Below are 24,282 nucleotides of genomic sequence, written 5' to 3'. Positions count from 1 at the left end.
CGGCGTTCCGCTCGACACCGGACGCCGGGCCGCTCGGTCTAACCCCGCTCGCGTTGACCGTGCTGGTCGTCTGGCGGCTCACCCGGGCCGGGGTGCACGCCAGCCGGGCGATCGGGGCACGGGGCGGGCGCTCCCCCCGCCAGGCGTTCACCGCCGCCGGCGCGGTCGGCACCGGGTACGCGCTGCTCGGCGCGCTCGCCGCCGTACCGGCCGGCGCCTCCCCGGTTCGCGCCGGGGCGACGTTTGCCCTCGTCGGCGCGCTCGCGGCCCTGGCCGGGGCGCTGCGGACCACCCGGGTGGCCCGCATGCTCGCCGCCCGGGCGACCGCGCCGCTGCGGGACGGGGTGCGCACCGGTCTGGTCGCCGCGTTGCTGATGCTCGGCGCGGGGGCCGGAGCAGCGGGGCTGGCGGTGGCCACCGGGGGCGGGGACGCCGCCGACATGATCGGCGCCTACCGCACCGGGGTGGCGGGGCAGGCCGGGATCACCCTGGTCAGCCTCGCCTACGCGCCGAACGCCGCGATCTGGGCGGCCAGCTACCTGCTCGGCCCCGGGTTCGCCGTCGGCGTCGACACCGCCGTGCGTACCAGCGAGGTGTCCGTCGGCGCGCTGCCGGCCGTACCGCTGCTGGCGGGCCTGCCCAGCGGGCCGGTCGACGGGTACGGGGCGGGCCTGCTCGCCGTGCCCGTCCTGGCCGGCATGGCCGCCGGCTGGCTGCTCGCCCGACGGCTGCTGCGGATCGCCGCCGAGGACCGCGCCGAGGTGGCCTGGCCCGCCCTGCTGGTCCCGGCGGCGCTGGCCGGCCCGGTCGCCGGGCTCCTGCTCGGCGGGCTCGCGGCGGCTTCCGGGGGCCCGCTCGGCGGCGGCCGGCTGGCCGAGATCGGCCCGGTCGGCTGGCAGGTCGCCGGGGTGGCGACCGCCGTGGTCGCGGCCGGCGCACTGCTCGGCGCCGCCGCCACCCGCACGCTGCGCGCGAAAGGAAGGGCCCCTTCTTAACGCCTACGGTAGAGCGGGGTACCCCGCTCACCCCAGCCGGCCGCGAGGACGGCGCGCGGCGCGGCGGCGCGCAACGGGCGGGGTGGCGCGCGGCGGTGTGTGGTGGGCAGGGCGGAGTGCAGCGGGGTGTGCGCGGCGGCGGGTGGTGGCGTGCGGGGTGGCGGGGAGCGCCGAGGGGCGCCCCGGAAGCTCCGGAGCGCCCCTCGCGATGGTGCGAGCCGACTCAGGTGGTGGGCAGGCTCACGTTCGCCACGATACCGAGGATGATCATCAGGATGCCGATGCCGGCACCCACCGCACCGCAGATCAGGCCGGTCTTGGCCTGGCTGTCGTTGCTGGCCAGCCCCTGCGCCGCCTTCTGCCGGCCGAGGTAGCCGGTGACCACGGCTGCGATGCCGACCGGGATGCCCAGGTACAGGCAGCAGGCCAGCGGGATCGACGCGATACCGAGGATCATCGATACCAGGCCGAGGGTGTTGTTCTGCCCCTGCGGCTGCGGGTAGCCGGCGTTCGGGTAGGTCGGCGCGGCCCCGTAGGGCTGCTGCTGACCGTACGGATCCTGACCGTAGGGCTGCTGCTGACCGTACGGTTGCTGCTGGCCGTAGGGTTGCTGCTGACCGTACGGGTCCTGCCCGTAGGGCTGGCCCGACGTCGGCTGCTGGCCGTACGGCGCCTGGGGCGGCGGGGCGTAGGGGTCGTTGTACCGCGGCTGGTTCGGGTCGTTGGGCTGCTGGCCGTACGGGTCCTGACCGGGCTGCATGCGTCGACGCTCCTTGACTGAGGGTGCTGTCAGTAGCTGGCGGTGCTGTTGGCTCCACCCATGAGCCCGGCAAGACCACCCAGCGCGCAGCACACGAGGACGACAACGAGCCAGACGATGCCGACGATCAGGGCCCACTTGGACCACTTCTTCGACTCGGCCGCCGCCGCCTGCGCGCCCGCGTAGTCGCCCTGCTGGATCAGCGGGTTGACCTTCGACGCGTTGATGATGGCGGGGATGGCCAGCGGCCAGAACAGGAAGATGGCCACGATGGACATCGTCATGTTGTTATTGATCTGTTGCGGTTGGGGGGCCTGGTAACCGGGCTGCATCCTCGTACTCCTCATTCCATCGACACACGGCGCGTGTCGCGTCACTGTCGGGTGCGGAACCCGGCCTGCGCCGGACACCGAGCGACCGGCAGCGTACATGGTGCGGGCGACAACGGCGGCCGCCGATTCGCCGGCCGCCGGACGCCGGTGTCTGGCGGGACGCCGGGCGCGATTTGCCCGCCCACACGTGGTCGGCCCCGACCTGCCCGATAGGGTGGCCGCGTGACCGAGCCCGCGTCCGTAGCCCGCATCGTCGTCCTCGTCTCCGGCTCCGGGAGCAACCTCCAGGCGCTGCTCGACGCCACCGTCGACCCGGCGTACGGGGCTCGGGTGGTCGCCGTGGGCGCGGACCGGGACGGTATCGCCGGCCTGGACCGGGCTGCCGCCGCCGGGGTGCCGAGCTTCGTCGAGCGGGTGAAGGATCACCCGACCCGGGCGGACTGGGATGCCGCGCTGACCAAGCAGGTCGCCGCGTACCGCCCTGACCTGGTGATCTCCGCCGGCTTCCTCAAGCTGGTCGGCCCGGAGTTCCTCGCCGCCTTCGGCGACCGCTACCTCAACACCCACAACACGCTGCTGCCGGCGTTTCCCGGCATCCACGGTCCCCGCGACGCGCTCGCCTACGGCGTGAAGATCACCGGGGCCACTCTCTTCTTCGTCGACGCCGGCATGGACACCGGGCCGATCGTGGCCCAGGTCGCCGTGCCCGTGCTGGACGACGACGACGAGGAGACGCTCACCGAGCGCATCAAGTCCGCCGAGCGGCGCCAACTCGTCGAGCAGGTCGGTCGGCTGGTCCGCGAAGGTTGGACGATCACCGGAAGAAAGGTCACGGTCCCGTGAGTTCCAGTCAGGACGAGCGCCGCCCGATCCGGCGGGCGCTGGTCAGCGTCTACGACAAGAGCGGCCTGGTCGAGCTGGCCGAGGCCCTGCACGCGGCCGGCGTGGAGATCGTCTCGACCGGCAGCACCGCGTTGACCATCGCCGCCGCCGGGGTGCCGGTGACCCCGGTGGAGTCGGTCACCGGGTTCCCCGAGATCCTCGACGGTCGGGTCAAGACCCTGCACCCGTCGATCCACGGCGGGCTCCTGGCCGACCTGCGCAAGCAGTCGCACGCCGCCCAGCTCGACGAGCACGGCATCGCCGGCATCGACCTGCTGGTGTCGAACCTCTACCCGTTCCAGGACACGGTCGCCTCCGGCGCCGGCGTCGAGGAGTGCGTCGAGCAGATCGACATCGGCGGCCCGGCGATGGTGCGCGCCGCCGCGAAGAACCACGCGTCCGTCGCGGTGGTCACCGACCCGGCTGCGTACCCGGAGTTGGTGACCGCCCTCGGCGCGGGCGGGTTCACCCTGGCCCAGCGCCGCGTGCTGGCCGCCCGGGCGTTCGCCGCCATCGCCGAGTACGACGTGGCCGTGGCCGAGTGGTGCGCGACCACGCTGGCCCCGGACGCCGCCGGGTGGCCGGAGTTCGCCGGGCTGTCGCTGCGCCGCTCGGCGGTGCTGCGCTACGGCGAGAACCCGCACCAGGCCGCCGCCCTCTACGCCGACCCGGCCAGCCCCGCCGGACTGGCCCAGGCGCAGCAGCTACACGGCAAGGAGATGTCCTACAACAACTACGTCGACGCGGACGCCGCCTGGCGGGCGGCGAACGACTTCGTCGACCAGCCGGCCGTGGCGATCATCAAGCACGCGAACCCGTGCGGGATCGCGGTCGGAGCCGACGTCGCCGAGGCGCACCGCCGGGCGCACGCCTGCGACCCGGTGTCGGCGTACGGCGGGGTGATCGCCGCGAACCGGCCGGTGAGCGCGGAGCTGGCCCGTCAGGTCGCCGAGATCTTCACCGAGGTGCTGGTGGCACCGGGCTTCGACGAGGACGCGCTGGAGATCCTCCGGGCGAAGAAGAACCTCCGGCTGCTGCGCGCCCCGGCGTACGCCCCGCTGCCGGCGGAGTGGCGGCAGGTCACCGGCGGGGTGCTGGTGCAGACGCGCGACGCCGTCGACGCCGCCGGGGACGACCCGGCCAACTGGCGGCTCGCCACCGGCGAGGCGGCCGACGAGACCACCCTGCGCGACCTGGCCTTCGCCTGGCGGGCGGTGCGCGCGGTGAAGAGCAACGCGATCCTGCTGGCGAAGGACGGGGCGACCGTCGGGGTCGGCATGGGTCAGGTCAACCGGGTCGACTCGGCGCAGCTCGCGGTCACCCGGGCCGGCGCCGAGCGGGCCGCCGGCTCGGTCTGCGCCTCGGACGCGTTCTTCCCCTTCGCCGACGGCCCCAAGATCCTGATCGAGGCCGGGGTGCGGGCGATCGTCCAGCCGGGCGGCTCGATCCGCGACGAGGAGGTCGTCACCGCCTGCAAGGAGGCCGGCGTCACGCTGTACCTCACCGGCACCCGCCACTTCTTCCACTGAACCCACCGACCTGCCCGGCCCCGCTCCCCTCGCGACCCCACCGGGTCCGGGGGAGCGGAGCGGGCGGGCGTGAGACGATCTGGGCGTGACGGCGACGATCCTGGACGGCAAGGCGACCGCGGCGGAGATCAAGGACGAGCTGCGGGCGCGGGTGAAGGCACTGGCGGAGCGCGGCATCGTCCCCGGGCTGGGCACGGTCCTGGTCGGGGCCGATCCGGGCTCCCAGGCGTACGTCAACGGCAAGCACCGCGACTGCGCGGAGGTGGGGATCGCCTCGATCCGCCGCGAGCTGCCCACCGACGCCACCCAGCAGCAGGTCGACGACACCCTCGCCGAGCTCAACGCCGACCCGGCCTGCCACGGCTACATCGTCCAGCTCCCGCTGCCCGGGCACCTGGACACCCAGCGGGCGCTGGAGATGATCGACCCCGACAAGGACGCCGACGGCCTGCACCCGGTCAACCTCGGCCGGCTGGTCCTCGGCTACGACGGCCCGCTGCCCTGCACGCCGCGCGGCATCGTCGAGCTGCTCCGCCGGCACGACGTGCCGCTGCGCGGCGCGAACGTCGCCGTCGTGGGCCGGGGCAACACCGTCGGACGCCCGCTCGGCCTGCTGCTCACCAGGCGCAGCGAGAACGCCACGGTCACCCTCTGCCACACGGGCACGCTCGACCTCGCAGCGCACACCCGCGCGGCCGAGATCGTGATCGTCGCGGCAGGGGTGCCGGGCCTGCTCACCGCCGACATGGTCACCCCGGGCGCGACGGTGGTCGACGTCGGCATCACCCGGGTGATCGGGGCGGACGGCAAGGGCCGCTACACCGGCGACGTCGACCCCGAGGTGGCCGAGGTGGCCGGCAAGGTGGTCCCGATGCCCGGCGGCGTCGGCCCGATGACCCGCGCGATGCTGCTCACCAACGTCGTCGAGCGGGCCGAGCGCGGCTGAGCCGCACCGCCCGGTCCGGGCCTGGCACGGCTGAGCCCGCCGCCGCGGGCGTACCCGGCAACGGTGACGTTCGCCCCATCCCGCCGATGGCCGGCGCCCCTACCCTGTCTGCCGTCAGGATGACTGATACGGTCCGAAAAACGACTGGTAACAGGGAGTGGGACGACCATGGGTAAGAAGGTCACTGTCGTCGGGGCCGGCTTTTACGGCTCCACCACCGCGCAGCGCCTGGCCGAGTACGACGTCTTCGACACCGTCGTGATCACCGACATCGTGGAGGGCAAGCCGGCGGGCCTGGCCCTGGACCTCAACCAGTCGCGGGCCATCGAGGGCTTCGAGACCAAGGTCGTGGGCGTCACCACCGGCCCGAACGGCGAGGGCTACGAGGCCATCGAGGGCTCGGACGTCGTGGTGATCACCGCCGGCCTGCCGCGCAAGCCGGGCATGAGCCGGATGGACCTGCTAGAGACGAACGCCAAGATCGTCCGCCAGGTCTCCGAGAACGTCGCCAAGTACGCCCCGAACGCCGTGGTAATCGTCGTGTCGAACCCGCTCGACGAGATGACCGCGCTGGCCCAACTCGCCACCCAGTTCCCGCGCAACCGGGTGCTCGGCCAGGCCGGCATGCTCGACACCGCCCGGTTCACCAACTTCGTGGCCGAGGCCCTCGGGGTGCCGGTGCGGTCGGTGAAGACGCTGACCCTGGGCTCGCACGGCGACACGATGGTGCCGGTGCCGTCGCAGAGCACCGTGGACGGCAAGCCGCTGCGCGAGGCGATGCCGGCCGCGCAGATCGAGGAGCTGGTCGTCAAGACCCGCAACGGCGGCGCCGAGGTGGTCGCGCTGCTGAAGACCGGCTCGGCGTACTACGCCCCGTCGGCCGCCGCCGCCCGGATGGCCAAGGCCGTCGCGGAGGACTCCGGCGAGGTCATGCCGGTCTGCGCCTGGGTCGACGGCGAGTATGGCATCTCCGGCGTCTACCTGGGCGTGGAGGCCCAGATCGGCGCCGAGGGCGTCAAGCGGGTCGTCGAGACCGACCTGGACGCCGACGAGATGGCCAGCCTCAAGGCGGCCGCCGAGGCCGTCCGCGCGAAGCAGGCCGACGTCGCCAGCATGTGAGCCGCGCGGAAGGGGTGGGCCGGCCGGCGCCGGGCCCGCCCCTTCGCCGCTTCCGGCTGCTCCTCGTGGGCGTACGACAGCTCGGGGTCGATGAGCTGGACCGCCTGCACCAGCAGGTCGCCGGTGACCAGCAGTCGCTCGGGAACCAGGGAGTGCCGACGACGGCCCAGCCGACGTGGTCGGAGTGCAGGTGGGTCGGCACGACCGTGCGGACGTCGGCCGGGTCGATCCCGGCGGCGGTCAGCTCGGCCGGCAGCCGGGAACGCCTCCTCACGCGGCTGGAAGAACGCCCCCTCCCCGTCGGTGAGGGCGGTGACCGTGATAAACCCGAGGGTGCGGCGCGGTGGCATCCGGCGATGGCGCCAGCGGCCGCCTGTGTCGTGCATCCCGTTTCCCCCGGCCAGGGCGAGGCCGGCTGGGGAGTGCGAGCCAGTTTCCAGTACGCTCGTACTGCTTGAGCACGTGTCCCCCGAGAGGAGCGCCGGTCGATGGCGAAGATCAAGGTAAACAACCCGGTCGTTGAGCTCGACGGCGACGAGATGACCCGGATCATCTGGAAGCAGATCCGGGAGCAGTTGATCCTGCCCTACCTCGACGTCGACCTGCACTACTACGACCTCTCGATCCAGTACCGCGACTCCACCGACGACCAGGTCACCATCGACGCCGCCAACGCCATCAAGGAGCACGGCGTCGGCGTCAAGTGCGCCACCATCACCCCGGACGAGGCCCGGGTGGAGGAGTTCGGCCTGAAGAAGATGTGGCGGTCGCCCAACGGCACCATCCGCAACATCCTCGGCGGCGTCGTCTTCCGCGAGCCGATCATCATGTCCAACGTGCCGCGGCTGGTCCCCGGCTGGACCAAGCCGATCATCATCGGCCGGCACGCCCACGGCGACCAGTACAAGGCCACCGACTTCGTCGTCCCCGGCCCGGGCACGGTGACCATCACCTACACCCCGGCCGACGGCTCCGCGCCGGTTGAGATGGAGATCGCCAACTTCCCCGGCGGCGGCGTCACGATGGGCATGTACAACTTCGACGACTCGATCCGGGACTTCGCCCGCGCCTCCATGCGCTACGGCCTGGACCGCGGCTACCCGGTCTACCTGTCGACGAAGAACACCATCCTCAAGGCCTACGACGGCCGGTTCAAGGACATCTTCGCCGAGGTGTTCGAGAACGAGTTCAAGGCCGAGTTCGAGGCCGCCGGCATCAGCTACGAGCACCGGCTGATCGACGACATGGTCGCCGCCGCGCTGAAGTGGGAGGGCGGCTTCGTCTGGGCCTGCAAGAACTACGACGGTGACGTGCAGTCCGACACCGTGGCGCAGGGCTTCGGCTCGCTGGGCCTGATGACCTCGGTCCTGATGACGCCGGACGGCCGTACCGTCGAGGCGGAGGCCGCGCACGGCACGGTGACCCGGCACTACCGGCAGTACCAGAAGGGCGAGAAGACCTCGACCAACCCGATCGCCTCGATCTACGCGTGGACCCGGGGCCTGGCCCACCGGGGCAAGCTGGACGGCACCCCGGCGGTCACCGAGTTCGCCAACACCCTGGAGCAGGTCATCATCGACACCGTCGAGGGCGGCCAGATGACCAAGGACCTCGCGCTGCTCATCTCGCGCGACGCCCCGTGGCTGACCACCGACGAGTTCATGAACGCGCTGGACGAGAACCTGGCGCGTCGGCTGGCCGCCTGATCCAGCTGCCGTACCGACGAAGCCCGCCGGCCGTCCGTCGGCGGGCTTCGTCGTGTTCGCCCCATTGAAGCCGTTTCTCCGCCGTCACCGAGGGTGAGGTGGCTCGTTGCGCATGGTGGACGTGGTGCCAGTCGCGTCCAGGGAGGTTGACCGCGGTCACCGCGCGGCACGGGTGCCGAACAACCAGCCTCCCAGGCTGTCGCACACAGCCAGCCGTCCCTTCCCTGCGGGGGGCCCGTCCCGGGCCCCCCGCGCCCTGTCGCGTCGCCGTCGCCGCTGCCCTGTTGCTGCTCGCGTGTCTGCCGGCTGTCAACGGGGGACCCCTGCTCTACCGAAAGCCTTAAGCGGGGGCCCCTCCTTTCAGTAGGGCGGCGGCGCGTTCCGGGGCGATGTCGTTGATGAACACCCCCATGCCGGACTCCGAGCCGGCCAGGTACTTCAGCTTGTCCTTCGCCCGCCGGATGCTGAACAGCTGCAGGTGCAGGTGCCCCAGCTCACGGTCGATCCGCACCGGAGCCTGGTGCCAGGCCGCGATGTACGGCATCGGCGCGTCGAACAGCCCGTCGAAGCGGCGCAGCAGGTCCAGGTAGAGCGGGCCGAACGCGTCCCGCTCGGCGTCGTTCAGGGCGGGGATGTCGGGCACCGGCCGGTGCGGGGCGACATGTACCTCGAACGGCCACCGGGCCGCCGCCGGCACGTACGCCGTCCAGTGCTCGTTGGTCGCCACCACGCGCGTGCCGGCGGCGCGCTCGGCGGCGAGCACGTCGGCGTAGAGGTTGCCGCCGCCGGTGCGCTCGGCGTGCCGGCGGGCCGCGGCGAGCAGCGCCCGGGTGCGCGGCGTGACGAACGGGTAGGCGTAGACCTGGCCGTGCGGGTGGTGCAGGGTCACCCCGATCTCCACGCCCCGGTTTTCGAAGCAGAACACCTGCTCCACTCCAGGCAGCTCGGCCAGCGCCGCCGTCCGGTCGGCGAGGGCGTCCAGCACCGTGCGCACCCGACTCGGCGGGAGGGCGGCGAACGAGGCGTTGTGGTCGTCGGTGAAGCAGACCACCTCGCACCGCCCCTGACCCGGCCGGACCGGGGTGAACGGGGTGATCTCCGCCGGCTCCTCGGCGATCCGCTGGCTCAGCGAGGGGAACCGGTTCTCGAAGACGGCCACGTCGTAGTCCGGTGCCGGGATCTCGCTGAGCCGGTCGCCCCGGGACGGGCAGAGCGGGCACTGGTCGGCCGGGGGGAGGAAGATCCGGGTCTGCCGGTGCACGGCGACCGCCACCCACTCGTCGGTGAGCGGGTCGTACCGTAGCTGGGACGCGGGCGGCGGCGGCGGAAGCTCCCGCCGATCCGGCTGGTCGCGGACCGCGTCGTCGCGCTCGTCGAAGTAGATCAGCTCCCGGCCGTCGGCCAGCTCGATCGTCGTACGCTTCACTCCGCCGTTCCCTCTCTTGTTGGCGTGGTCGACGTCCGACCCGGTGCCGATTTGCCTGTCGTCTCCGCCCGCCCGACCAGGACCAGCTCGCCCACCCGCTCGCCGAGCACCTGCCGGGCCTCCGGGGCGAGTCGGTCGTCGGTGACCAGCACGTCGGCGGCGTCCAGCTCGATGATCGAGGAGATACCGACGGTGCCCCACTTGGTGTGGTCCGCGAGCACGACCAGCCGGTCGGCGGCGGCCACCAGGGCCCGGTCGGTCTCCGCCTCCATCAGGTTGGGGGTGGTGAAGCCGGCCCGCTCGCTGATCCCGTGCACGCCGAGAAAGAGCAGGTCCAGGTGCAGCGACCGGATCGCCGCGACCGCGAGCGGCCCGACCAGCGCGTCGGACGGCGTCCGGACCCCGCCGGTGAGCACCACGGTCTGGTCGGTGCGGCCACCGGCGTGCAGGATCTCGGCGACCGGCAGGGAGTTGGTCACCACGGTCAGCCCCGGCACGTCGACCAGCCGGCGGGCCAACTCGGCGGTGGTGGTGCCGGCGGAGAGGGCGACCGCCGCGCCGGGACGGACCAGCTCGGCGGCGCGGGCGGCGATGGCGGCCTTCTCCGGTAGCTGGCGCACCGACTTCGCGTGGAAGCCCGGCTCGTCGGTCGAACCGGGGCCGGCCGTGGTGGCGCCGCCGTGCACCTTGGCGAGCAGGCCCCGCTCGTGCAGCGTGTCGAGGTCGCGCCGGATCGTCATGTCGGAGACGCCGAACTCGGCGGCCAGTTCGGTCACCCGGACGCCGCCGGCGGCGCGGACCCGTTCCAGGATGGCCGCCTGTCGTTGCCGCGCGAGCATTCACACCTCCGAATCCCGCGTCCACCTTTCACGTGGTCGCACGCGTTTCAACAAAGCTGAACACTAGCGCGGCGGGTGGCCGTTGCGGAAGCTGAGACGTAGGGGCGGTGGGTCCGGCGGGGCTGGTGCACACGCCGCCGCCCGGCCTCCTCGACGGAGGGCCGGGCGGCGACGGCGCAGGGGAGCGGCGAGGTCAGGTGGATTGGAGGCGCGGCTCCACCCAGCCGGTCTCGGTCAGGTGGTGCATCACCGCCTGCACCGCCTCGTCGATCGACATGTCGGTGGTGTCGACCACGACGTCGGCGTCCGTGGGCACCTCGTACGGGTCGTCGATGCCGGTCATGCCGGTGAGTAGGCCGGCCCGGGCCCGGGCGTACAGGCCCTTGCGGTCGCGCTGCTCGCACACCTCGATCGGGGTCGCCACGTGCACCAGCACGAACCCGGCCCCGGCCGCGTGCGCCATCTCCCGGGCGGTCGTCCGTGCCGTCGCGTACGGGGCGATCGGGCAGCAGATGCCCACCCCCCGGTGCCGGGCGATCTCGGCCGCCACCCAGCCGATCCGCCGGACGTTCAGGTCCCGGTCGGCCTTGCTGAAGGTCAGCCCGGCGGAGAGCTCCCGGCGCACCACGTCGCCGTCGAGCAGGGTCACCGTCCGGTCGCCGTTCTCGCGCAGCACGTCCGCCAGGCCCCGGGCGATGGTCGACTTGCCGGAGCCGGAGAAACCGGTGAGGAACACCACCAGCCCCCGGTGCCGCCGGGGCGGCCGGGCCCGGACCAGCTCCTTGGCCACGGCGGGCGGGGTGTGCCACTCGGGCAGCGGGAAACCCCGGTCGAGCAGATCGTCGATCTCCGCCTGGCTGAGCGCCAGCCGCCGGTTGCGCGGCGGGATGTCCTCCCGCCAGCGCCACTGCCCGTCCCGGTTGTCGTAGGCCAGCTCGCGGGGGACCAGCACCCGCAGCCCCGCACCGGAGAGCATTTCGCCGGTGGAGAGCAGGTGGGTCACCCCGTACGCGGCGGCCACCCGGGCCTGGAGCAGGGCGTCGCTGATCTCGTCCCGGCGGCGGGCCAGCGGCACCGCGATCAGGGTCGCCGGGGGCATCCGGTCCCGAGCGGCGAAGACCGCCCGCACCAGAGCCTCTGAGGGCAGCCCGTTGATCGTCCCCTCGGCCACCGGGATCATCACCAGCAGGTGCGCGCCCAGGGTGCGGGCCGCGTGGGCGATCTGGGCGAGCTGCGGACGGTGCAGTGGGCGGTCGGCGACCACCCCCAGCACCCGGCCCGGGGGCAGCAGCGCCCGGACCTCATCCGGGCTGCGGCGCAGCCGCTGGAACGGGCCGTGGCCGCCGTCGCCGAGCCGGCGCACCGTGCCGCCGACCCCGGCGACCCCCTCGCGAGCCAGCCACACGTCGGTGACCTCCAGCGAGGCCACCGGGGCGCCCTCGCCATCGGACAGCACCAGCACCCGGCGCGCCGGGTCGGCCGGATCCAGGCCGTCGGCGAGCGCCGCGGGCACCTGGAGGGCCACCGGCACCTGCCACGGCGCGCCGTCCGCGAGCCGCCCCCGCCGACTTACCGAGGCCAGGTCCGCCCGAGTCATGAAGCCGGTGAGCGGCGCGTACGCCCCCGACACCAGCAACTCAAGATCGGCCAGCTCCCCGGGGCGCGGCGTGTACGCCGGCGCATCCCGAAGCACCTCGTCGGGCAGCACCCACCCGTTGCTCATTGCACCCCCACTTTCTGGCCGGCTCACAGTTTCTCAGCCCGTCGCCGATCGGTCGAGAGTGCCATTCCCATCACTAGGGGTTGACGCCGGCGATGTTTCAGGCGACGGCTCGCAGCGAGGCGGCGCCGAACGAGACGGAGAACCGCTTGCACCAGATCGAGACGCTGGTCAGGGCGGTCAGGTCGGTCCCCGCCGGGATGTCGTACGCCTGATCGCCCCGGTTGCCCTTCAGCCGGCCCAGTTCCACCCAGCGGCCGTCGTCGAAGACCCGCCAGCCGGCCGTACCCGGGCGTACGGGTTGGTCGGCGAGCCAGACCCGCAGGTCCGGGCCGTTGCTGGTGGCCAGCCCGACGAGTTCGAGGCGGTGCCTGCCGTCGGCGGTCCGGATGATCCGGGCGCTGCCCGAGGTGTCGTGCTCGTGGGTGACGAAGTCGCCCCGGCTCACCACCATGGGCCCGGCCGGGCTGGTGGTGGGGGAACCCGGGCCGGTCGCGGGCGCGCCGGCCGGGCCCGGTGTGCCCACCCCGGCCGGGGCGGTGGTGGCCTCGACGGCCGAGAGCATCTCGTCGACCTCGGTGTCGGTGACCAGCTTCCAGGGCTGGAACCAGGCCAGGCCGAAGGCGGCCCCGGCGGCGATCACGGCGACCGCGACCCAGGTCAGCGGCTTGTGCAGCAGGCGGGCGATCATGCGTCCAGTCTTCCCCGGGCCGCGCCGGCCGGCACCGGTCGCGCCGGTTACGGAAGCCTTACCGCCGCGTCGGGCGACCATCGGGCGATCGTCGCCTGCCGTCCATAGCCCATCCACAGGTCGTTCATACGCTGTTCGCATCCCCGGCCGGTTGGCTGCCCTCGACCGATCCGCGCCGCCAGACCGGAGGAAGTGCGTCCATGCGTCTACGGTTCCACCGCCGAGCCCGACCCCCGGAACCGGCCATCGACGGCCGCGAGCCGGCCCCGGCTGCCCGGCCCGACGGCGATCCGGCCCCTGACGCCGGCCCCCCGACCGCCGGCCGGGACCACGCGGGGCACGCGCTGCGGGCACCGAGCAAGCTGCACGCGTTCAACCGGTACGAGATCAAGTACCTCGTGGAGACCACCAAGGTGGCGGCGCTGCGGCGGGAACTGGCCGCCCGGCTGGTCACGGACAGCAACGGCGGCAACAGCGGGTACGGCGTGTGGAGCGTCTACTACGACACCACCGACCTGCGGTTCTACTGGGAGAAGATCGAGGGGCTCAGGTTCCGCCGCAAGCTGCGCGTGCGCCACTACGGCGACCGGTCCACCGTCGACGACGACACCATCGTGTACGTCGAGATCAAGCAGCGGGTCAACCGGGTCACCCAGAAGCGGCGCATCGCCCTGCCCTACCTGGAGGCCCGGCGGCTGCTCGACGAGCGGGCGATGGTCGAGCACGACCCGTCCCAGCGGGGGTTCGTCGAGGAGGTCCTCGAACTCGTCTCCGGGCTCGATCTGCGGCCGGTGGCGATGACCGGCTACCACCGCGAGGCGTTCGTCGGCCAGGACTCCGACCTCGGGCTGCGGGTCACCCTCGACCACCGGGTCCGGGGCCGGGACCGGGACTTCCACCTCGGTGCCGACGCCGAGAACCGGCTCATCGTCCCGGCCCGGCTCTCCGTCGTCGAGATCAAGGCCAACGAGCGGGTGCCGTACTGGCTCACCGATCTCGCCGCCCGCGCCGAGCTTTCGGTGGTGCGGGTCTCCAAGTACTGCCAGAGCGTCGAGGCGTTCGGCCGCGCCCCGCGCTCGGTCTTCCACGTCCAGGACACCGACCCCGCCGCCGATCTGGCGGCGGCCACCTTCGAGAAGTGAGGCCTGAGCCCCGATGGACATCACGTTCCAGGACCTGTCCGGCACGTTCAGTGTGGGCGACATCGCCATCGCGCTGTCGCTGTCGTTCCTGCTGAGTGCCATGATCGGATGGGTCTACCGGGCCACCCACCGCAACGTGTCCTACAGCCAGTCGTACGTGCAGACGCTGATCATCCTCGGCATGCTGATCTCGCTGATCATGCTGGTGGTGGGCTCCAACATCGCGCGGGCGTTCGCCCTGGTCGGGGCGCTGTCGGTGGTGCGGTTCCGCAACGCGATCAAGGAGACCCGGGACGTCGGGTTCATCTTCCTGGTGATGGGCGTCGGGATGGCCTGCGGCACCCGGTTCTACACCCTGGCGATCGCCGCGGCCATCGCGATCAGCCTGATCATCGTGGTGATGTACCGGTTCAACTGGTTCGCGCTGAACGTGCAGCGGCAGGTGGTCAAGGTCCAGCTCCCGGCCGGCGGCAACCACACCGCCGAGATCCAGGACGTGCTGGTCCGCTACACCACCGAGTTCGAGCTGGTCAGCCTGGAGTCGATCCGGGCCGGCGCGCTCACCGAGCTGATGTACACCGTCCGGCTCAAGAAGGGCACCGAGCCGGGCGACCTGATCTCGGCGCTCAGCGAGCGGACCTCCGGCCAGCGGGTGACCGTGCTCACCGGCTACGACCAGACGGACCTATGATAACCGAGCCACCCCGGGCCATGTCCCCGCTACCCCGGGCACTGCGCCGCCGGCTGCCCGTCCGGGTGCGGCAGAACTGGAAGCTGCTCACCACCTGCGCGGCGTTCCTCACCGTCCTCACCCTGGTGCTCGGCACCGAGCGGATCCGACCGTACGTGACCAGCGCCGGCGACGTCGGATCGGACACGGTCACCGTGAACATCGCCGGCACGACGGACCTGTTCGACGCGGCCGTCGCCCACTCGATCTCGCTGACCTTCAAGGACACGGACTACCAGCAGATGCTGGAGACCTACTGGAAGGAGGGGAAGAAGGGATACGTCGAGGCGGACCTGACGATCGACGGCACCACGCTTGCCAGCGTGGGCATCCGGCTCAAGGGCAACTCGACCCTGCAGGGCCTGACCTGGAAGGGCGAGTCCAGGCCGCGCGGGAACGGCGGTGGTCCGCCCGGTGGTCCGCCCGGTGGCGGCCAGCGTCCCCCAGCCGGCGTCGGTCAACAGCAGGGCGGTCAGCGGGGCGGTCAACAGCAGGCCGGTGGCGGGTTTCCCGGTGGCGGGATGACCCGTGACAGCCTGAAGGCCGAGGAGCCCGAGGCGCTGCCCTGGCTGATCAGCTTCGACGAGTTCGTCGAAGGTCGCCGCTACCAGGGACACCGCGAGGTGGCCGTCCGGGTCGCCGGCATGGGCGGCGGCTCCACCGTGCTCAACGAGGCGCTGGCGCTGTCCCTGCTCGACAGCACCGGCGAGGCCGCCCAGCGGTACGCGTACTCGTCGTTCACGGTCAACGACCGGCCCACCACGGCCCGGCTGCTGGTCGAGCACCCGGACGAGCACTTCGCCGAGCAGATGGGCGGCACCGGCGTGCTCTACAAGTCCCTGGCCAGCAGCAGCTTCACCGACCAGGGCGACGACCAGACCGACTACACCGACGACTTCAAGCAGATCACGATGAAGGGCAGCCAGGACCTGCAACCCGTGATCAACCTGATCAAGTGGGTCAACTCGGCCAGCGACCAGGAGTTCGACGCGCACCTCGCCGACCGGGTCGACGTGGAGTCGTTCGCCCGCTACGTGGCCCTACAGAATCTGCTGCTCAACTTCGACGACATGTCCGGGCCGGGGAAGAACTACTACCTCTGGTACGACCTGGAGACGAAGAAGTTCAGCGTGATCAGTTGGGACCACAACCTGACCTTCAGCGGCAACGCCGCGCAGGGCCCGCACGAGAGCGGCGGCTTCGGCATGCGGGGCGGTATGCAGCTCCCGGAGGGTATGCAGCTTCCCGAGGGCGTGCAGCCCCCGGAGGGCATGCAACTGCCCGAGGGCATGCAACCGCCGGGCGGCGGGGCGAGGGAGCAGGAGGGCGGCAATGCCGAGCGGGGCCGCGTCGGCGGCATGATGATGGGCAACAAGCTCAAGGAGCGGTTCCTGGCCAGCGACGCGTTCAGGGAGGTCTACGAGAACGCGTACCGCGAGCTCTACCAGGAGGTCTACGCCAGCGGCCGGGCGACCGAGGCGCTCGGTGCGATCATCGGTGTGCTGAAGACCGTGGACGGGGTCGACGCGGCGGCGGTGGACTCCGACGCCGAGCGGCTGCGCACCCTCGTCAAGCAGCGGACGGAGAGCCTCAAGGGCAACGAGGTGATCAACCGGAGCTGACCGGGTCGGGCCCGCCCCGCGCCGCACGGCAAGGAAGCGGCGCGGGGCGGGCCCGGACGGACCGGGCTGCCGCAGCGGAGAAGGTAGGGCTGACCGGATGGCTCCCGCTCCCGCCAGCCGGCAGGCTGGGAGCATGGTGGCCGACACGGGCCGGGCGACGCCCCGGCGGACGTACCCGAAGCACAGCCGGCACTGGGTGACCAGCCTGGCGGCCGCCGGCGTGGCCGTGGCGGCGACCACCTCGGTCGCCCAGACGGCCGGCCGGTTCCACTGGTGGGCGGGCTTCGTGCTGATCCCCGGCGCGCTGATCGGCGCGGCCGGCGGGGCGCTGCTGGCGCGCGGCGGCGGCCGGGCCTTCGCCGGGTACGTCGTCGGCTGCGTCGGCCTGCTGGTCTTCACGGTCGGCGCGCTGCTGATGACCGGCACGATGGGCAGGGGCTGGCCCGTCCTGGTCATGCTGCCCTGCATCGTGGTCGCCGGCACCTACCTGTGGCGGCCCGCCGACCCGCTGGCGCGCGGGCTGCACCGTACGGTCGCCCTGCTCGCCCTGGCCGGCACGGGAGTCGGCGTGGCCCTGATGCTGATCCGGCACCGCCTGGTCGACCCGGGGGAGACGCACTGGTGGGGCGGCTTCGTGCTGGCCGCCGGCCTGCTCGTCGGCGGGAACGCCGTCGAGGTGGCCCGGCACCGGATGCCGTACCGGCTCCAGGCGGTCACCCTGCTGCTCGGGCCGGCCGTGGTCGCTGCCCTGCTCGGCGTACGCATGCTACGCGGCTGGTGACCTGCCGCCGGCCGTCCCGTCCAGCCGCCCCCTCGCTGGCCGTCCCGCCGCCGGTGTTAAGAAGGGGCCCCTGCTATACCGAATGCGTTAACATGGGGCCCCTCCTTACACAGCGCAGGCGACGACCAGTTCCGGGGTGCGACCCGGCAGCAGGTCGAGCCTGCCGATCCGCCCCGCAGCCCGCACGTCGCCCGCGACCAGCATCAGCCGGTCGAGCAGGTCGGCCGGGCCGAGCGCCTCCGCGAGCGGGACCTCCGCCTTCATCGACAACTTGCGCTCCGACTTGGCGCGGCGCACCTGACCCAGCGCGTCGGCGGCCAACCAAAGCAGCCCCGGGTCGCCCTCGCCCCGGATCGCCCGGTCCACTTCGTACGTGGTGGGCCACGGGGCGCGGTGCACCGACCCGTACCGCCACCAGGACCACACCTCCTCGGTGGCGAACGGCAGCACCGGGGCGAACAGCCGCAACTGGACCGACAGGGCGGTGGCCAGCGCCGCCCGCGCCGAGTCGCCCCCCGGCCCGGTGCCGTAGGCGCGTTCCTTGACCAGCTCGATGTAGTCGTCGCAGAACCGCCAGAAGAACGACTCGGCCGCCTGCAACGCGCCCGTGTGGTCGTATCCCTCGAAGGCGGCCGTGGCGGCGGCGACCACGCCGGACAGTTCGGCGAGCATCGCGGTGTCCAGCGGCTCGGTCGCCGGGGCGCGCAGCGCGTCGGCCGCGCCCAGCCCGAGGGCGAACCGCGAGGCGTTGAGCAGCTTGGTGGCCAGCCGCCGACCCACCCGGATCTGCGCCGGGTCGAACGCCAGGTCCATCCCCGGTCGGCCGCTGGCCGCCCAGTACCGGACCGCGTCGGAGCCGTACTGCTCCAGCAGCGCGATCGGGGTGACCACGTTCCCCTTGGACTTGGCCATCTTCTTGCGGTCCGGGTCGAGGATCCAGCCGGACAGCACCGTGTCCCGCCAGGGCAGCACCCCGTGCTCGGCGTGCGCGCGGACCACCGTGGCGAACAGCCAGGTGCGGATGATCTCCTGCCCCTGCGGACGCAGGTCCATCGGGAAGACCCGCTCGAACAGTTCCGGGTCGGTTTCCCAGCCGCCCACGATCTGCGGGGTCAGCGACGACGTGGCCCAGGTGTCCAGCACGTCCGGGTCGCCGACGAAGCCGCCCGGCCGGCCGCGCCGGGACTCGTCGTACCCGGGGGGCGGCTCGCCGGACGGGTCGACCGGGAGCGCCGACTCGTCCGGTGTGAGAGGGTGGGTGAAGTCCGGCTCGCCAGTGTCGTCGAGCCGGTACCACACCGGGACCGGCACCCCGAAGAAGCGCTGCCGGCTGACCAGCCAGTCACCGGTCAGCCCGCCCACCCAGTGTTCGTAGCGGCTGTGCATGTGCCCCGGCACCCAGTTCAGCTCGCCGCCCCGGGCCAGCAGCTCCGCGCGCAGGCCGGCGTCGCGGCCCCCGTTGCGCAGGTACCACTGCCGGGTGGAGACGATCTCCAGCGGCCGGTCGCCCTTCTCGTAGAACTTCACCGGGTGCACGACCGGGCGCGGCTCGCCCACCAGGTCGCCCGCGGCGGCGAGCAGCTCCACCACCCTCCGCCGGGCACCGGCCACGGTCTGCCCGGCCAGCGCCGCGTACGGCTGCGCCGGCACGCCGGCCGGCGGCTCCGGCAGCAGCCGGCCGTCGCGGCCGATCACCACCCGCGTGTCGAGCTGAAGCTCACGCCACCAGGTCACATCGGTCAGGTCGCCGAACGTGCACACCATCGCGACGCCCGTGCCCTTGGCCGGGTCCGCCAGCGGGTGCGCGTGCACTGGCACCTCGACGGAGAAGACGGGGGTACGCACCACCGCGCCCACCAGGTCCGCGTAGCGCTCGTCGTCGGGGTGGCAGACCAGCGCCACGCACGCCGGCAGCAGCTCCGGCCGGGTGGTGTCGATCAGCACCTCCCGCCCGCCCGGCCCGGTGAACCGCAGCCGGTGGTACGCGCCCGGCCGCTCCCGGTCCTCCAGTTCCGCCTGGGCCACGGCGGTGGCGAACCCGACGTCCCACAGCGTCGGGGCCTCCGCCTGGTACGCCTCGCCCCGGGCCAGGTTGCGCAGGAACGCCCGCTGCGACGCGACCCGGGCCGTCCGGCCGATCGTCGTGTACGTCAGCGACCAGTCCACGCTCAGCCCGAGCCGCCGCCACAGGGCCTCGAACGCCTGCTCGTCGGCGACGGTCAGCGTCCCGCACAGCTCCACGAAGTTGCGCCGGGAGATCGGGGTCGGGTTCCGCCGGGCCGCGTCGTCCACCGGGCCGGCCGGTGGCTGCCAGTGCGGGTCGTACGGCAGCGTCGGGTCGCAGCGCACCCCGTAGACGTTCTGCACCCGGCGCTCGGTGGGCAGGCCGTTGTCGTCCCAGCCCATCGGGTAGAAGACCGTCCGGCCCCGCATCCGCTGGAACCGGGCCACCGTGTCCGTGTGCGTGTAGGAGAAGACGTGCCCCATGTGCAGCTCGCCCGACACCGTCGGCGGCGGGGTGTCGATGGAGTACACGTCGGCCCGCGTCTTCGTGCGGTCGAACGCGTACGTCCCGTTCTCCTGCCAGCGGCGCGCCCAGGTCTCCTCGATCCCGTCCAGCGTGGGACGTTCGGGGACACCGGCGCGGGCCGTCCTGCCCGGATCAGTCATCGGACGATCGTAGGCAGCGCCCGGCCGGACCGACCACGCCTTATCGGGTGGCCCGGTTGTCACACCAGGGAGTCGCGCCACTGCCGGCGCAGCGCCGCGTACCGGCCGCCGGTGGCGGTCAGCCGCTCCGGCGGGCCGTCCTCCACGACCCGGCCGCCGTCGAGGACGAGCACCCGGTCGGCCGTCTCGACAGTGGAGAGCCGGTGCGCGATCACCAACGCCGTCCGGTCCCGCAGCACCGTGGCGAGCGCCCGCTGCACCAGCCGTTCCGTGGGCACGTCGAGCGACGACGTCGCCTCGTCCAGGACCAGCACCCGGGGGTCGGCGAGGAACGCGCGGGCGAACGCCACGAGCTGCCGCTGCCCGGCGGAGAGCCGGCCGCCACGACGGCGGACCTCGGTGGCGTACCCGTCAGGCAGGGCCGCGATGAAGTCGTGTGCGCCGATCGCCCGGGCCGCCGCCCGCACCGCCGCGTCGTCCGCACCCGGCCGGCCGAACCGGATGTTCTCGGCCACGGAGCCGCTGAACAGGTGGTTCTCCTGGGTCACCAGCACCACCGCCCGGCGCAGCTCGGCGTCGGCCAGGTCCCGCAGGTCGACCCCGTCCAAAGTGACCGCGCCGGCGTCCGGGTCGTGGAACCGGGCCAGCAGCTTAGCGATCGTGGACTTGCCCGCCCCGGTGGCCCCGACCAGCGCGACGGTCTGCCCGGCGGGCACGGTCAGGTCCAGGCCGGTCAGGATCGGGGCCCCGGCCCGGTAGCTGAAGGAAACCGACCGGAGTTCCACCGCGCCCCGCGCTCCGCTGGCGGGCAGGGGCACCGGGCACGCCGGCTCGGCGACCGCGGGCCGCTCGTCGAGCACCCCGGCGAGCTTCTCCAGCGCCGCCGTGGCCGACTGGAGCGAGTTGTAGAACTGGCTCAGCTCCTGCATCGGCTCGAAGAACCGGCGCAGGTAGAGCAGGAACGCGGCGAGCACCCCCACCTCCATCCCGCCGCCGAGCACCCGGGCCCCGCCGTAGCCGAGCACCACCGCCACGGTCACGTTCCCGATCACCTTGATTCCCGGCGAGTACGTGGCGATCAGCCGGAACGCGTGCAGGCTGGCCTGCCGGTAGTCGTCGTTGACCGCCGCGAAGATCTGCTGGTTGCGCGGCTCCCGCCGGTACGCCTGCACCGCCCGGATGCCGCCCAGCGACTCCACGAAGTGGACGATGACCAGCGACATCGCCTCCCTGGTCCGCCGGTACGCGTCGGCCGAGGCGCGGGCGAACCAGCGGGACAGCCAGAGCAGGAACGGAAACGCCAGCAGGGTCACCGCGGCCAGCGGCAGGTCCAGCCAGAGCAGGATGCCGGCCACCGACAGGATCGACAGCGCGGCGAGGACCAGGTTGTCGACGCCCCCGTCGAGCAGTTCGGCGATGGAGTCCAGATCGCTGGTGAGCCGCGAGATCATCCGGCCCGACGTGTAGCGCTCGTGGAAGCCGACGGACAGCCGCAGGAAGTGGCCGTACACCCGCCGGCGCAGCTCCAGCAGGACGGCCTGGCCGATCCGGGCGGAGAGGGTGAGGAAGCCGCGCCGGGCCCCGTACTCGATCACGGCGGCGGCGGCGAACGCGGCGGCGACGGCCGCCAGCGGCCCGCTGTCCCCGGCCCGCAGCGGCCCGATGGTCCGGTCGATGCCGAGCATCACCAGGTACGGCCCGGACATGGCGGCGGCGTTCTGGACCAGCAGCAGCCCCACGGCCAGCCCCAGCCTGCCCCGGTGCGGGCGCAGCAGGTCGCGCAGCAGCGCCCGGCTGCGCACCCGCAGCCGGGCGATCGCCTCGGGGGTGGCCTCCTCGGCCCGGCTCCGGTCGGCCTCCGGGTCGGTGGCCTGCCCCCGCCACCGCTGAAGGTCCGGGCGTGTCGCCAGTTCGGGGCGGTCCTCGGCGTCGGCGGCGGTCACGACCGCACCAGTCCCCGGCCGTCCGGCCCGGCCAGCGATGCCCCCGGGCCGGCCGACGCCCCCGGCTCAGTCGGCGGCTCCGGGTCCGTTGGCGGGCCCGGCTCGGCGGACAGGACCGCCCGGTACGCCGGCACCGTGGCCAGCAGCCGCGAGTGGGTGTCGACCGCCGTGATCCGCCCTCGCTCCAGCAGCGCCACCCGGTCGGCCAGCGCGACCGTCGACGGCCGGTGCACCACGAGCAGCGCGGTGGTGTCCCGCAGCACCCGCCGCAGCGCCGCCTCGACCAGCGCCTCGGTGTGCACGTCGAGGGCGGACAGCGGGTCGTCCAGCACCAGCAGCGCCGGTCGGCCGAGGACGGCCCGGGCCAGGGCCAGCCGCTGCCGCTGCCCGCCGGAGAGGGTGAGCCCCTGCTCGCCGACCCGGGTGGCCAGCCCCCACGGCAGCTCGTACGCGAAGTCCGCCTGGGCCAGCGCGAGCGCCGCCCGCACGTCCGCCTCGTCGGCGTCCGGGCGGCCCAGGGTGAGGTTCTCCCACACCGACATGGAGAACAGCGTCGGCTCCTCGAAGGCCACCCCGACCAGCCGACGCAGCGAGGCCAGCCGCAGGTCGCGCACGTCGTGACCGTCCAGAGTGACCCGGCCGCCGGTCACCTCGTGCAGGCGGGGCACCAGGGAGAGCAGGGTGCTCTTGCCGGCGCCGGTGGCCCCGACCAGGGCGAGCGTCTCGCCCGGCTCCACGGGTCAGGTCGATGCCGCGCAACACCGGCGCGGGGGGTACCCCGGGTAGCGGGAACGAGGACACCCCTCGAACGCCAGCCGGCCCCGGACCGCCTCCCGGGCCAGGGGCGACCGCGTGCGGGCCGTCCACGATCGCCGGGCTCGGTGTCCAGCACCTCCTGGATGCGGTCGGCGGCCGTCGCCGCCTCCTGGCCGTTGGCGATGATCCAGCCCAGCGACTGCACCGGCCAGATCAGCATCAGTTGCAGGCTGACGAAGGCGACCAGCTCGCCGATGGTCAGCGCGCCCCGGGCGGCGGCGACCGCCCCGGCGACCAGCACCACGCCGAGGGTCAGGTTGGGCACCAGGTCGAACAGGGCGGAGGTGCGGGCCAGCAGCCGGCTCTTGGCCACGCCGGTGTCGTGCAGCGCCCGCGCGCCGTCGGCGAACCGGGCGGCCAGCTCCGGGCCCCGGCCGTACGCCTTCATGGTGCGCAGGCCCTGCGCGGTCTCCTCGACGAGGGTGGCCACGTCGCCCTGCTGGTCCTGCATCCGCCGCGACGCCGCGTGGTAGTACCGGCCGAACCTGCGGCTGATCAGGAACAGCGGCACCGCGCTGGCCGCCACCAGTAGCCCCAGCGCGGGGTGCAGCCGGACCAGCAGCACCACCACGGCGGCGTACGTGACCAGGTTGAGCACCAGGAACAGCAGGCCGAAGGAGAGGAACCGGCGGATCACCGACAGGTCGCTGGTGATCCGCGACAGCAGCTGGCCGGACTGCCACCGGTCGTGGAAGTCGGCCGGCAGCCGTTGCAGGTGGGCGTAGACGTCGGCCCGGATCGCCGCCTCCATGCCCACCGAGGACGAGGACTGGGCCCACCGGCGGAGGAAGATCAGCAGGGCCTCGACCAGGCCGAGCAGCAGGGCCAGCCCGCCGAGGCGGACCAGCCCGCCGGGGTCGTGCCGGGCGACGGGGCCGTCGATCACCCGCTGCACCACGAGCGGCACGGCCAGGCTCGCCCCGGTGACCGCCAGCGCCGCCGCGAACAGCCAGCAGAACTCGACGGCGTACGGGCGGAGGTAGGAGCGGAGCCGCCAGAGGTTACGCAGGGGGCGGCGGGCGTCGCCCCGGTGGGCCGGGTAGCCGTCGCTCTCCGCAGGCACTACCCGACGGTAGCGTCAAAGTGGACGGTCGCCGTTGTCAATTTTCGGACCTTCGGCACCGTCGACCCCCGCTTCAGCGCCCTTCGGCGGGCTTCGGCGCCGTCCGCGCCTCGTGGGCGAGCAGCCAGCGCTTCACGTCCAGCCCCCAGCGGTAGCCGCCCAGGGTCCCGTCGGTGCGCAGCACCCGGTGGCACGGGACGAAGAGGGCGGCGGCGTTGCGCGCGCAGGCCGCCGCCGCGGCGCGGACCGCCGCGGGCCGCCCCGCCAGCGCGGCGTACGCCGTGTACGTGACCGGACGGCCGGGCTCGACCTCGCGCAGCACCCGCCACGCGTGCGCCTGGAACGCGCCGCCGGTGTGCTGCTGCACGGGCACCGGGTCGATGGCCGTCGACTCCCCGTCGAGGTACGCGGTAACGGCGGCGGTCACCGGCCCGAGGTCGGCGCGCCGCCGCACCGAGCCGCGCAGCGCGGGGTGCACGAGCGGCACCAGCGACTCCGGATCAACGGTGAAGCCGGCCGCCCGGACCGCCCCGTCGGGGCCGGTCAGGACGCTCAGCGGGCCGGCGGGGG

Annotated in this window: 20 protein-coding genes and 1 pseudogene; 10 read left to right on the top strand and 11 right to left on the bottom strand. The window is 73.2% G+C overall.

Features of this window, described 5'->3' with window-relative positions; all coding sequences use genetic code 11:
• A partial coding sequence (locus MCAG_RS10340; RefSeq protein ID WP_083802239.1) for a DUF6350 family protein occupies positions 1 to 995 on the top strand: 995 nt, incomplete at its 5' end.
• A gap of 223 nt (positions 996 to 1,218) precedes the next feature.
• Here MCAG_RS10340 and MCAG_RS10335 read toward each other — a convergent pair.
• Positions 1,219 to 1,755 carry a DUF4190 domain-containing protein gene (locus MCAG_RS10335; protein ID WP_007072907.1) on the bottom strand — a complete coding sequence of 179 codons (537 nt, stop codon included), beginning with the start codon at positions 1,753 to 1,755 and terminating at the stop codon, positions 1,219 to 1,221.
• 29 nt (positions 1,756 to 1,784) lie between these two features.
• Entirely contained in the window at positions 1,785 to 2,039 is a 255-nt protein-coding gene (locus MCAG_RS10330) for a CD225/dispanin family protein (RefSeq protein WP_232290128.1), read from the bottom strand.
• Positions 2,040 to 2,309: 270 nt separating this feature from the next.
• Between MCAG_RS10330 and purN the strand changes: the two genes are divergently transcribed.
• The 4 genes from purN (at position 2,310) to MCAG_RS10310 (ending at position 6,563) form a co-directional block, all read left to right on the top strand.
• Positions 2,310 to 2,930 carry a phosphoribosylglycinamide formyltransferase gene (gene purN / locus MCAG_RS10325; RefSeq protein WP_007072905.1) on the top strand — a complete coding sequence of 207 codons (621 nt, stop codon included), beginning with the start codon at positions 2,310 to 2,312 and terminating at the stop codon, positions 2,928 to 2,930.
• Positions 2,927 to 4,498, top strand: a complete 1,572-nt coding sequence (gene purH / locus MCAG_RS10320; protein WP_036373046.1) for a bifunctional phosphoribosylaminoimidazolecarboxamide formyltransferase/IMP cyclohydrolase — start codon at positions 2,927 to 2,929, stop codon at positions 4,496 to 4,498. The genes purN and purH overlap by 4 nt, the downstream gene beginning before the upstream one ends.
• 85 nt (positions 4,499 to 4,583) lie before the next feature.
• Positions 4,584 to 5,444 carry a bifunctional methylenetetrahydrofolate dehydrogenase/methenyltetrahydrofolate cyclohydrolase gene (locus tag MCAG_RS10315; protein ID WP_007072903.1) on the top strand — a complete coding sequence of 287 codons (861 nt, stop codon included), beginning with the start codon at positions 4,584 to 4,586 and terminating at the stop codon, positions 5,442 to 5,444.
• A gap of 168 nt (positions 5,445 to 5,612) precedes the next feature.
• Positions 5,613 to 6,563, top strand: a complete 951-nt coding sequence (locus tag MCAG_RS10310; protein ID WP_007072902.1) for a malate dehydrogenase — start codon at positions 5,613 to 5,615, stop codon at positions 6,561 to 6,563.
• On the opposite strand, the gene MCAG_RS34640 is transcribed toward MCAG_RS10310, so the two are convergent.
• Complete coding sequence (locus MCAG_RS34640) at positions 6,508 to 7,116, bottom strand: MBL fold metallo-hydrolase (protein WP_232290127.1); 609 nt, start codon at positions 7,114 to 7,116, stop codon at positions 6,508 to 6,510. The genes MCAG_RS10310 and MCAG_RS34640 overlap by 56 nt on opposite strands.
• Here MCAG_RS34640 and MCAG_RS10300 point away from each other — a divergent pair.
• Entirely contained in the window at positions 7,052 to 8,269 is a 1,218-nt protein-coding gene (locus MCAG_RS10300) for an NADP-dependent isocitrate dehydrogenase (RefSeq protein ID WP_007072901.1), read from the top strand. The genes MCAG_RS34640 and MCAG_RS10300 overlap by 65 nt on opposite strands.
• A 340-nt stretch (positions 8,270 to 8,609) precedes the next feature.
• Here the strand turns inward: MCAG_RS10300 and galT are convergent, their stop codons facing one another.
• The 4 genes from galT to MCAG_RS10280 form a co-directional block, all read right to left on the bottom strand.
• Positions 8,610 to 9,695 carry a galactose-1-phosphate uridylyltransferase gene (galT, locus tag MCAG_RS10295; RefSeq protein WP_007072900.1) on the bottom strand — a complete coding sequence of 362 codons (1,086 nt, stop codon included), beginning with the start codon at positions 9,693 to 9,695 and terminating at the stop codon, positions 8,610 to 8,612.
• Positions 9,692 to 10,534 carry a DeoR/GlpR family DNA-binding transcription regulator gene (locus MCAG_RS10290; RefSeq protein WP_007072899.1) on the bottom strand — a complete coding sequence of 281 codons (843 nt, stop codon included), beginning with the start codon at positions 10,532 to 10,534 and terminating at the stop codon, positions 9,692 to 9,694. Before MCAG_RS10290 ends, galT begins: the two co-directional genes overlap by 4 nt.
• A gap of 193 nt (positions 10,535 to 10,727) precedes the next feature.
• Positions 10,728 to 12,257, bottom strand: coding sequence for an adenylyl-sulfate kinase (gene cysC, locus MCAG_RS10285; protein ID WP_007072898.1), 1,530 nt, complete (start codon positions 12,255 to 12,257; stop codon positions 10,728 to 10,730).
• Between the two features lie 97 nt (positions 12,258 to 12,354).
• Positions 12,355 to 12,945, bottom strand: a complete 591-nt coding sequence (locus tag MCAG_RS10280) for a DM13 domain-containing protein (protein WP_007072897.1) — start codon at positions 12,943 to 12,945, stop codon at positions 12,355 to 12,357.
• 200 nt (positions 12,946 to 13,145) lie between these two features.
• Here MCAG_RS10280 and MCAG_RS10275 point away from each other — a divergent pair, with 200 nt between their 5' ends.
• From MCAG_RS10275 to MCAG_RS10260, 4 genes are all read left to right on the top strand, one after another.
• Entirely contained in the window at positions 13,146 to 14,087 is a 942-nt protein-coding gene (locus tag MCAG_RS10275) for a polyphosphate polymerase domain-containing protein (protein WP_007072896.1), read from the top strand.
• A 13-nt stretch (positions 14,088 to 14,100) separates the two neighbouring features.
• Entirely contained in the window at positions 14,101 to 14,778 is a 678-nt protein-coding gene (locus tag MCAG_RS10270; protein ID WP_036373042.1) for a DUF4956 domain-containing protein, read from the top strand.
• Between the two features lie 20 nt (positions 14,779 to 14,798).
• A complete protein-coding gene (locus tag MCAG_RS10265; protein ID WP_036373040.1) occupies positions 14,799 to 16,439 on the top strand; it encodes a CotH kinase family protein in 1,641 nt (546 codons plus the stop codon).
• A 133-nt stretch (positions 16,440 to 16,572) separates the two neighbouring features.
• Positions 16,573 to 17,220 carry a hypothetical protein gene (locus tag MCAG_RS10260; RefSeq protein ID WP_157547980.1) on the top strand — a complete coding sequence of 216 codons (648 nt, stop codon included), beginning with the start codon at positions 16,573 to 16,575 and terminating at the stop codon, positions 17,218 to 17,220.
• A gap of 105 nt (positions 17,221 to 17,325) precedes the next feature.
• Here the strand turns inward: MCAG_RS10260 and valS are convergent, their stop codons facing one another.
• The 4 genes and pseudogenes from valS to MCAG_RS10240 all read right to left on the bottom strand — a co-directional run.
• The gene (valS, locus tag MCAG_RS10255; protein WP_036373038.1) at positions 17,326 to 19,890 is read right to left on the bottom strand and encodes a valine--tRNA ligase; all 2,565 of its coding nucleotides are present in this window, start codon (positions 19,888 to 19,890) and stop codon (positions 17,326 to 17,328) included.
• Positions 19,891 to 19,949: 59 nt separating this feature from the next.
• Positions 19,950 to 21,833 carry an ABC transporter ATP-binding protein gene (locus MCAG_RS10250; protein ID WP_007072892.1) on the bottom strand — a complete coding sequence of 628 codons (1,884 nt, stop codon included), beginning with the start codon at positions 21,831 to 21,833 and terminating at the stop codon, positions 19,950 to 19,952.
• Positions 21,830 to 23,712: pseudogene (locus MCAG_RS10245) on the bottom strand (ABC transporter ATP-binding protein). Before MCAG_RS10245 ends, MCAG_RS10250 begins: the two are co-directional and overlap by 4 nt.
• Positions 23,713 to 23,785: 73 nt before the next feature.
• On the bottom strand, positions 23,786 to 24,282 hold a 497-nt coding region (locus MCAG_RS10240; protein ID WP_083802237.1), incomplete at its 5' end, for a methylated-DNA--[protein]-cysteine S-methyltransferase.

Source organism: Micromonospora sp. ATCC 39149, assembly GCF_000158815.1.
Taxonomy (GTDB): domain Bacteria; phylum Actinomycetota; class Actinomycetes; order Mycobacteriales; family Micromonosporaceae; genus Micromonospora.
The sequence above is the reverse complement of the archived record's forward strand: the minus strand, read 5'-3'. Positions and strand labels throughout refer to the sequence as shown.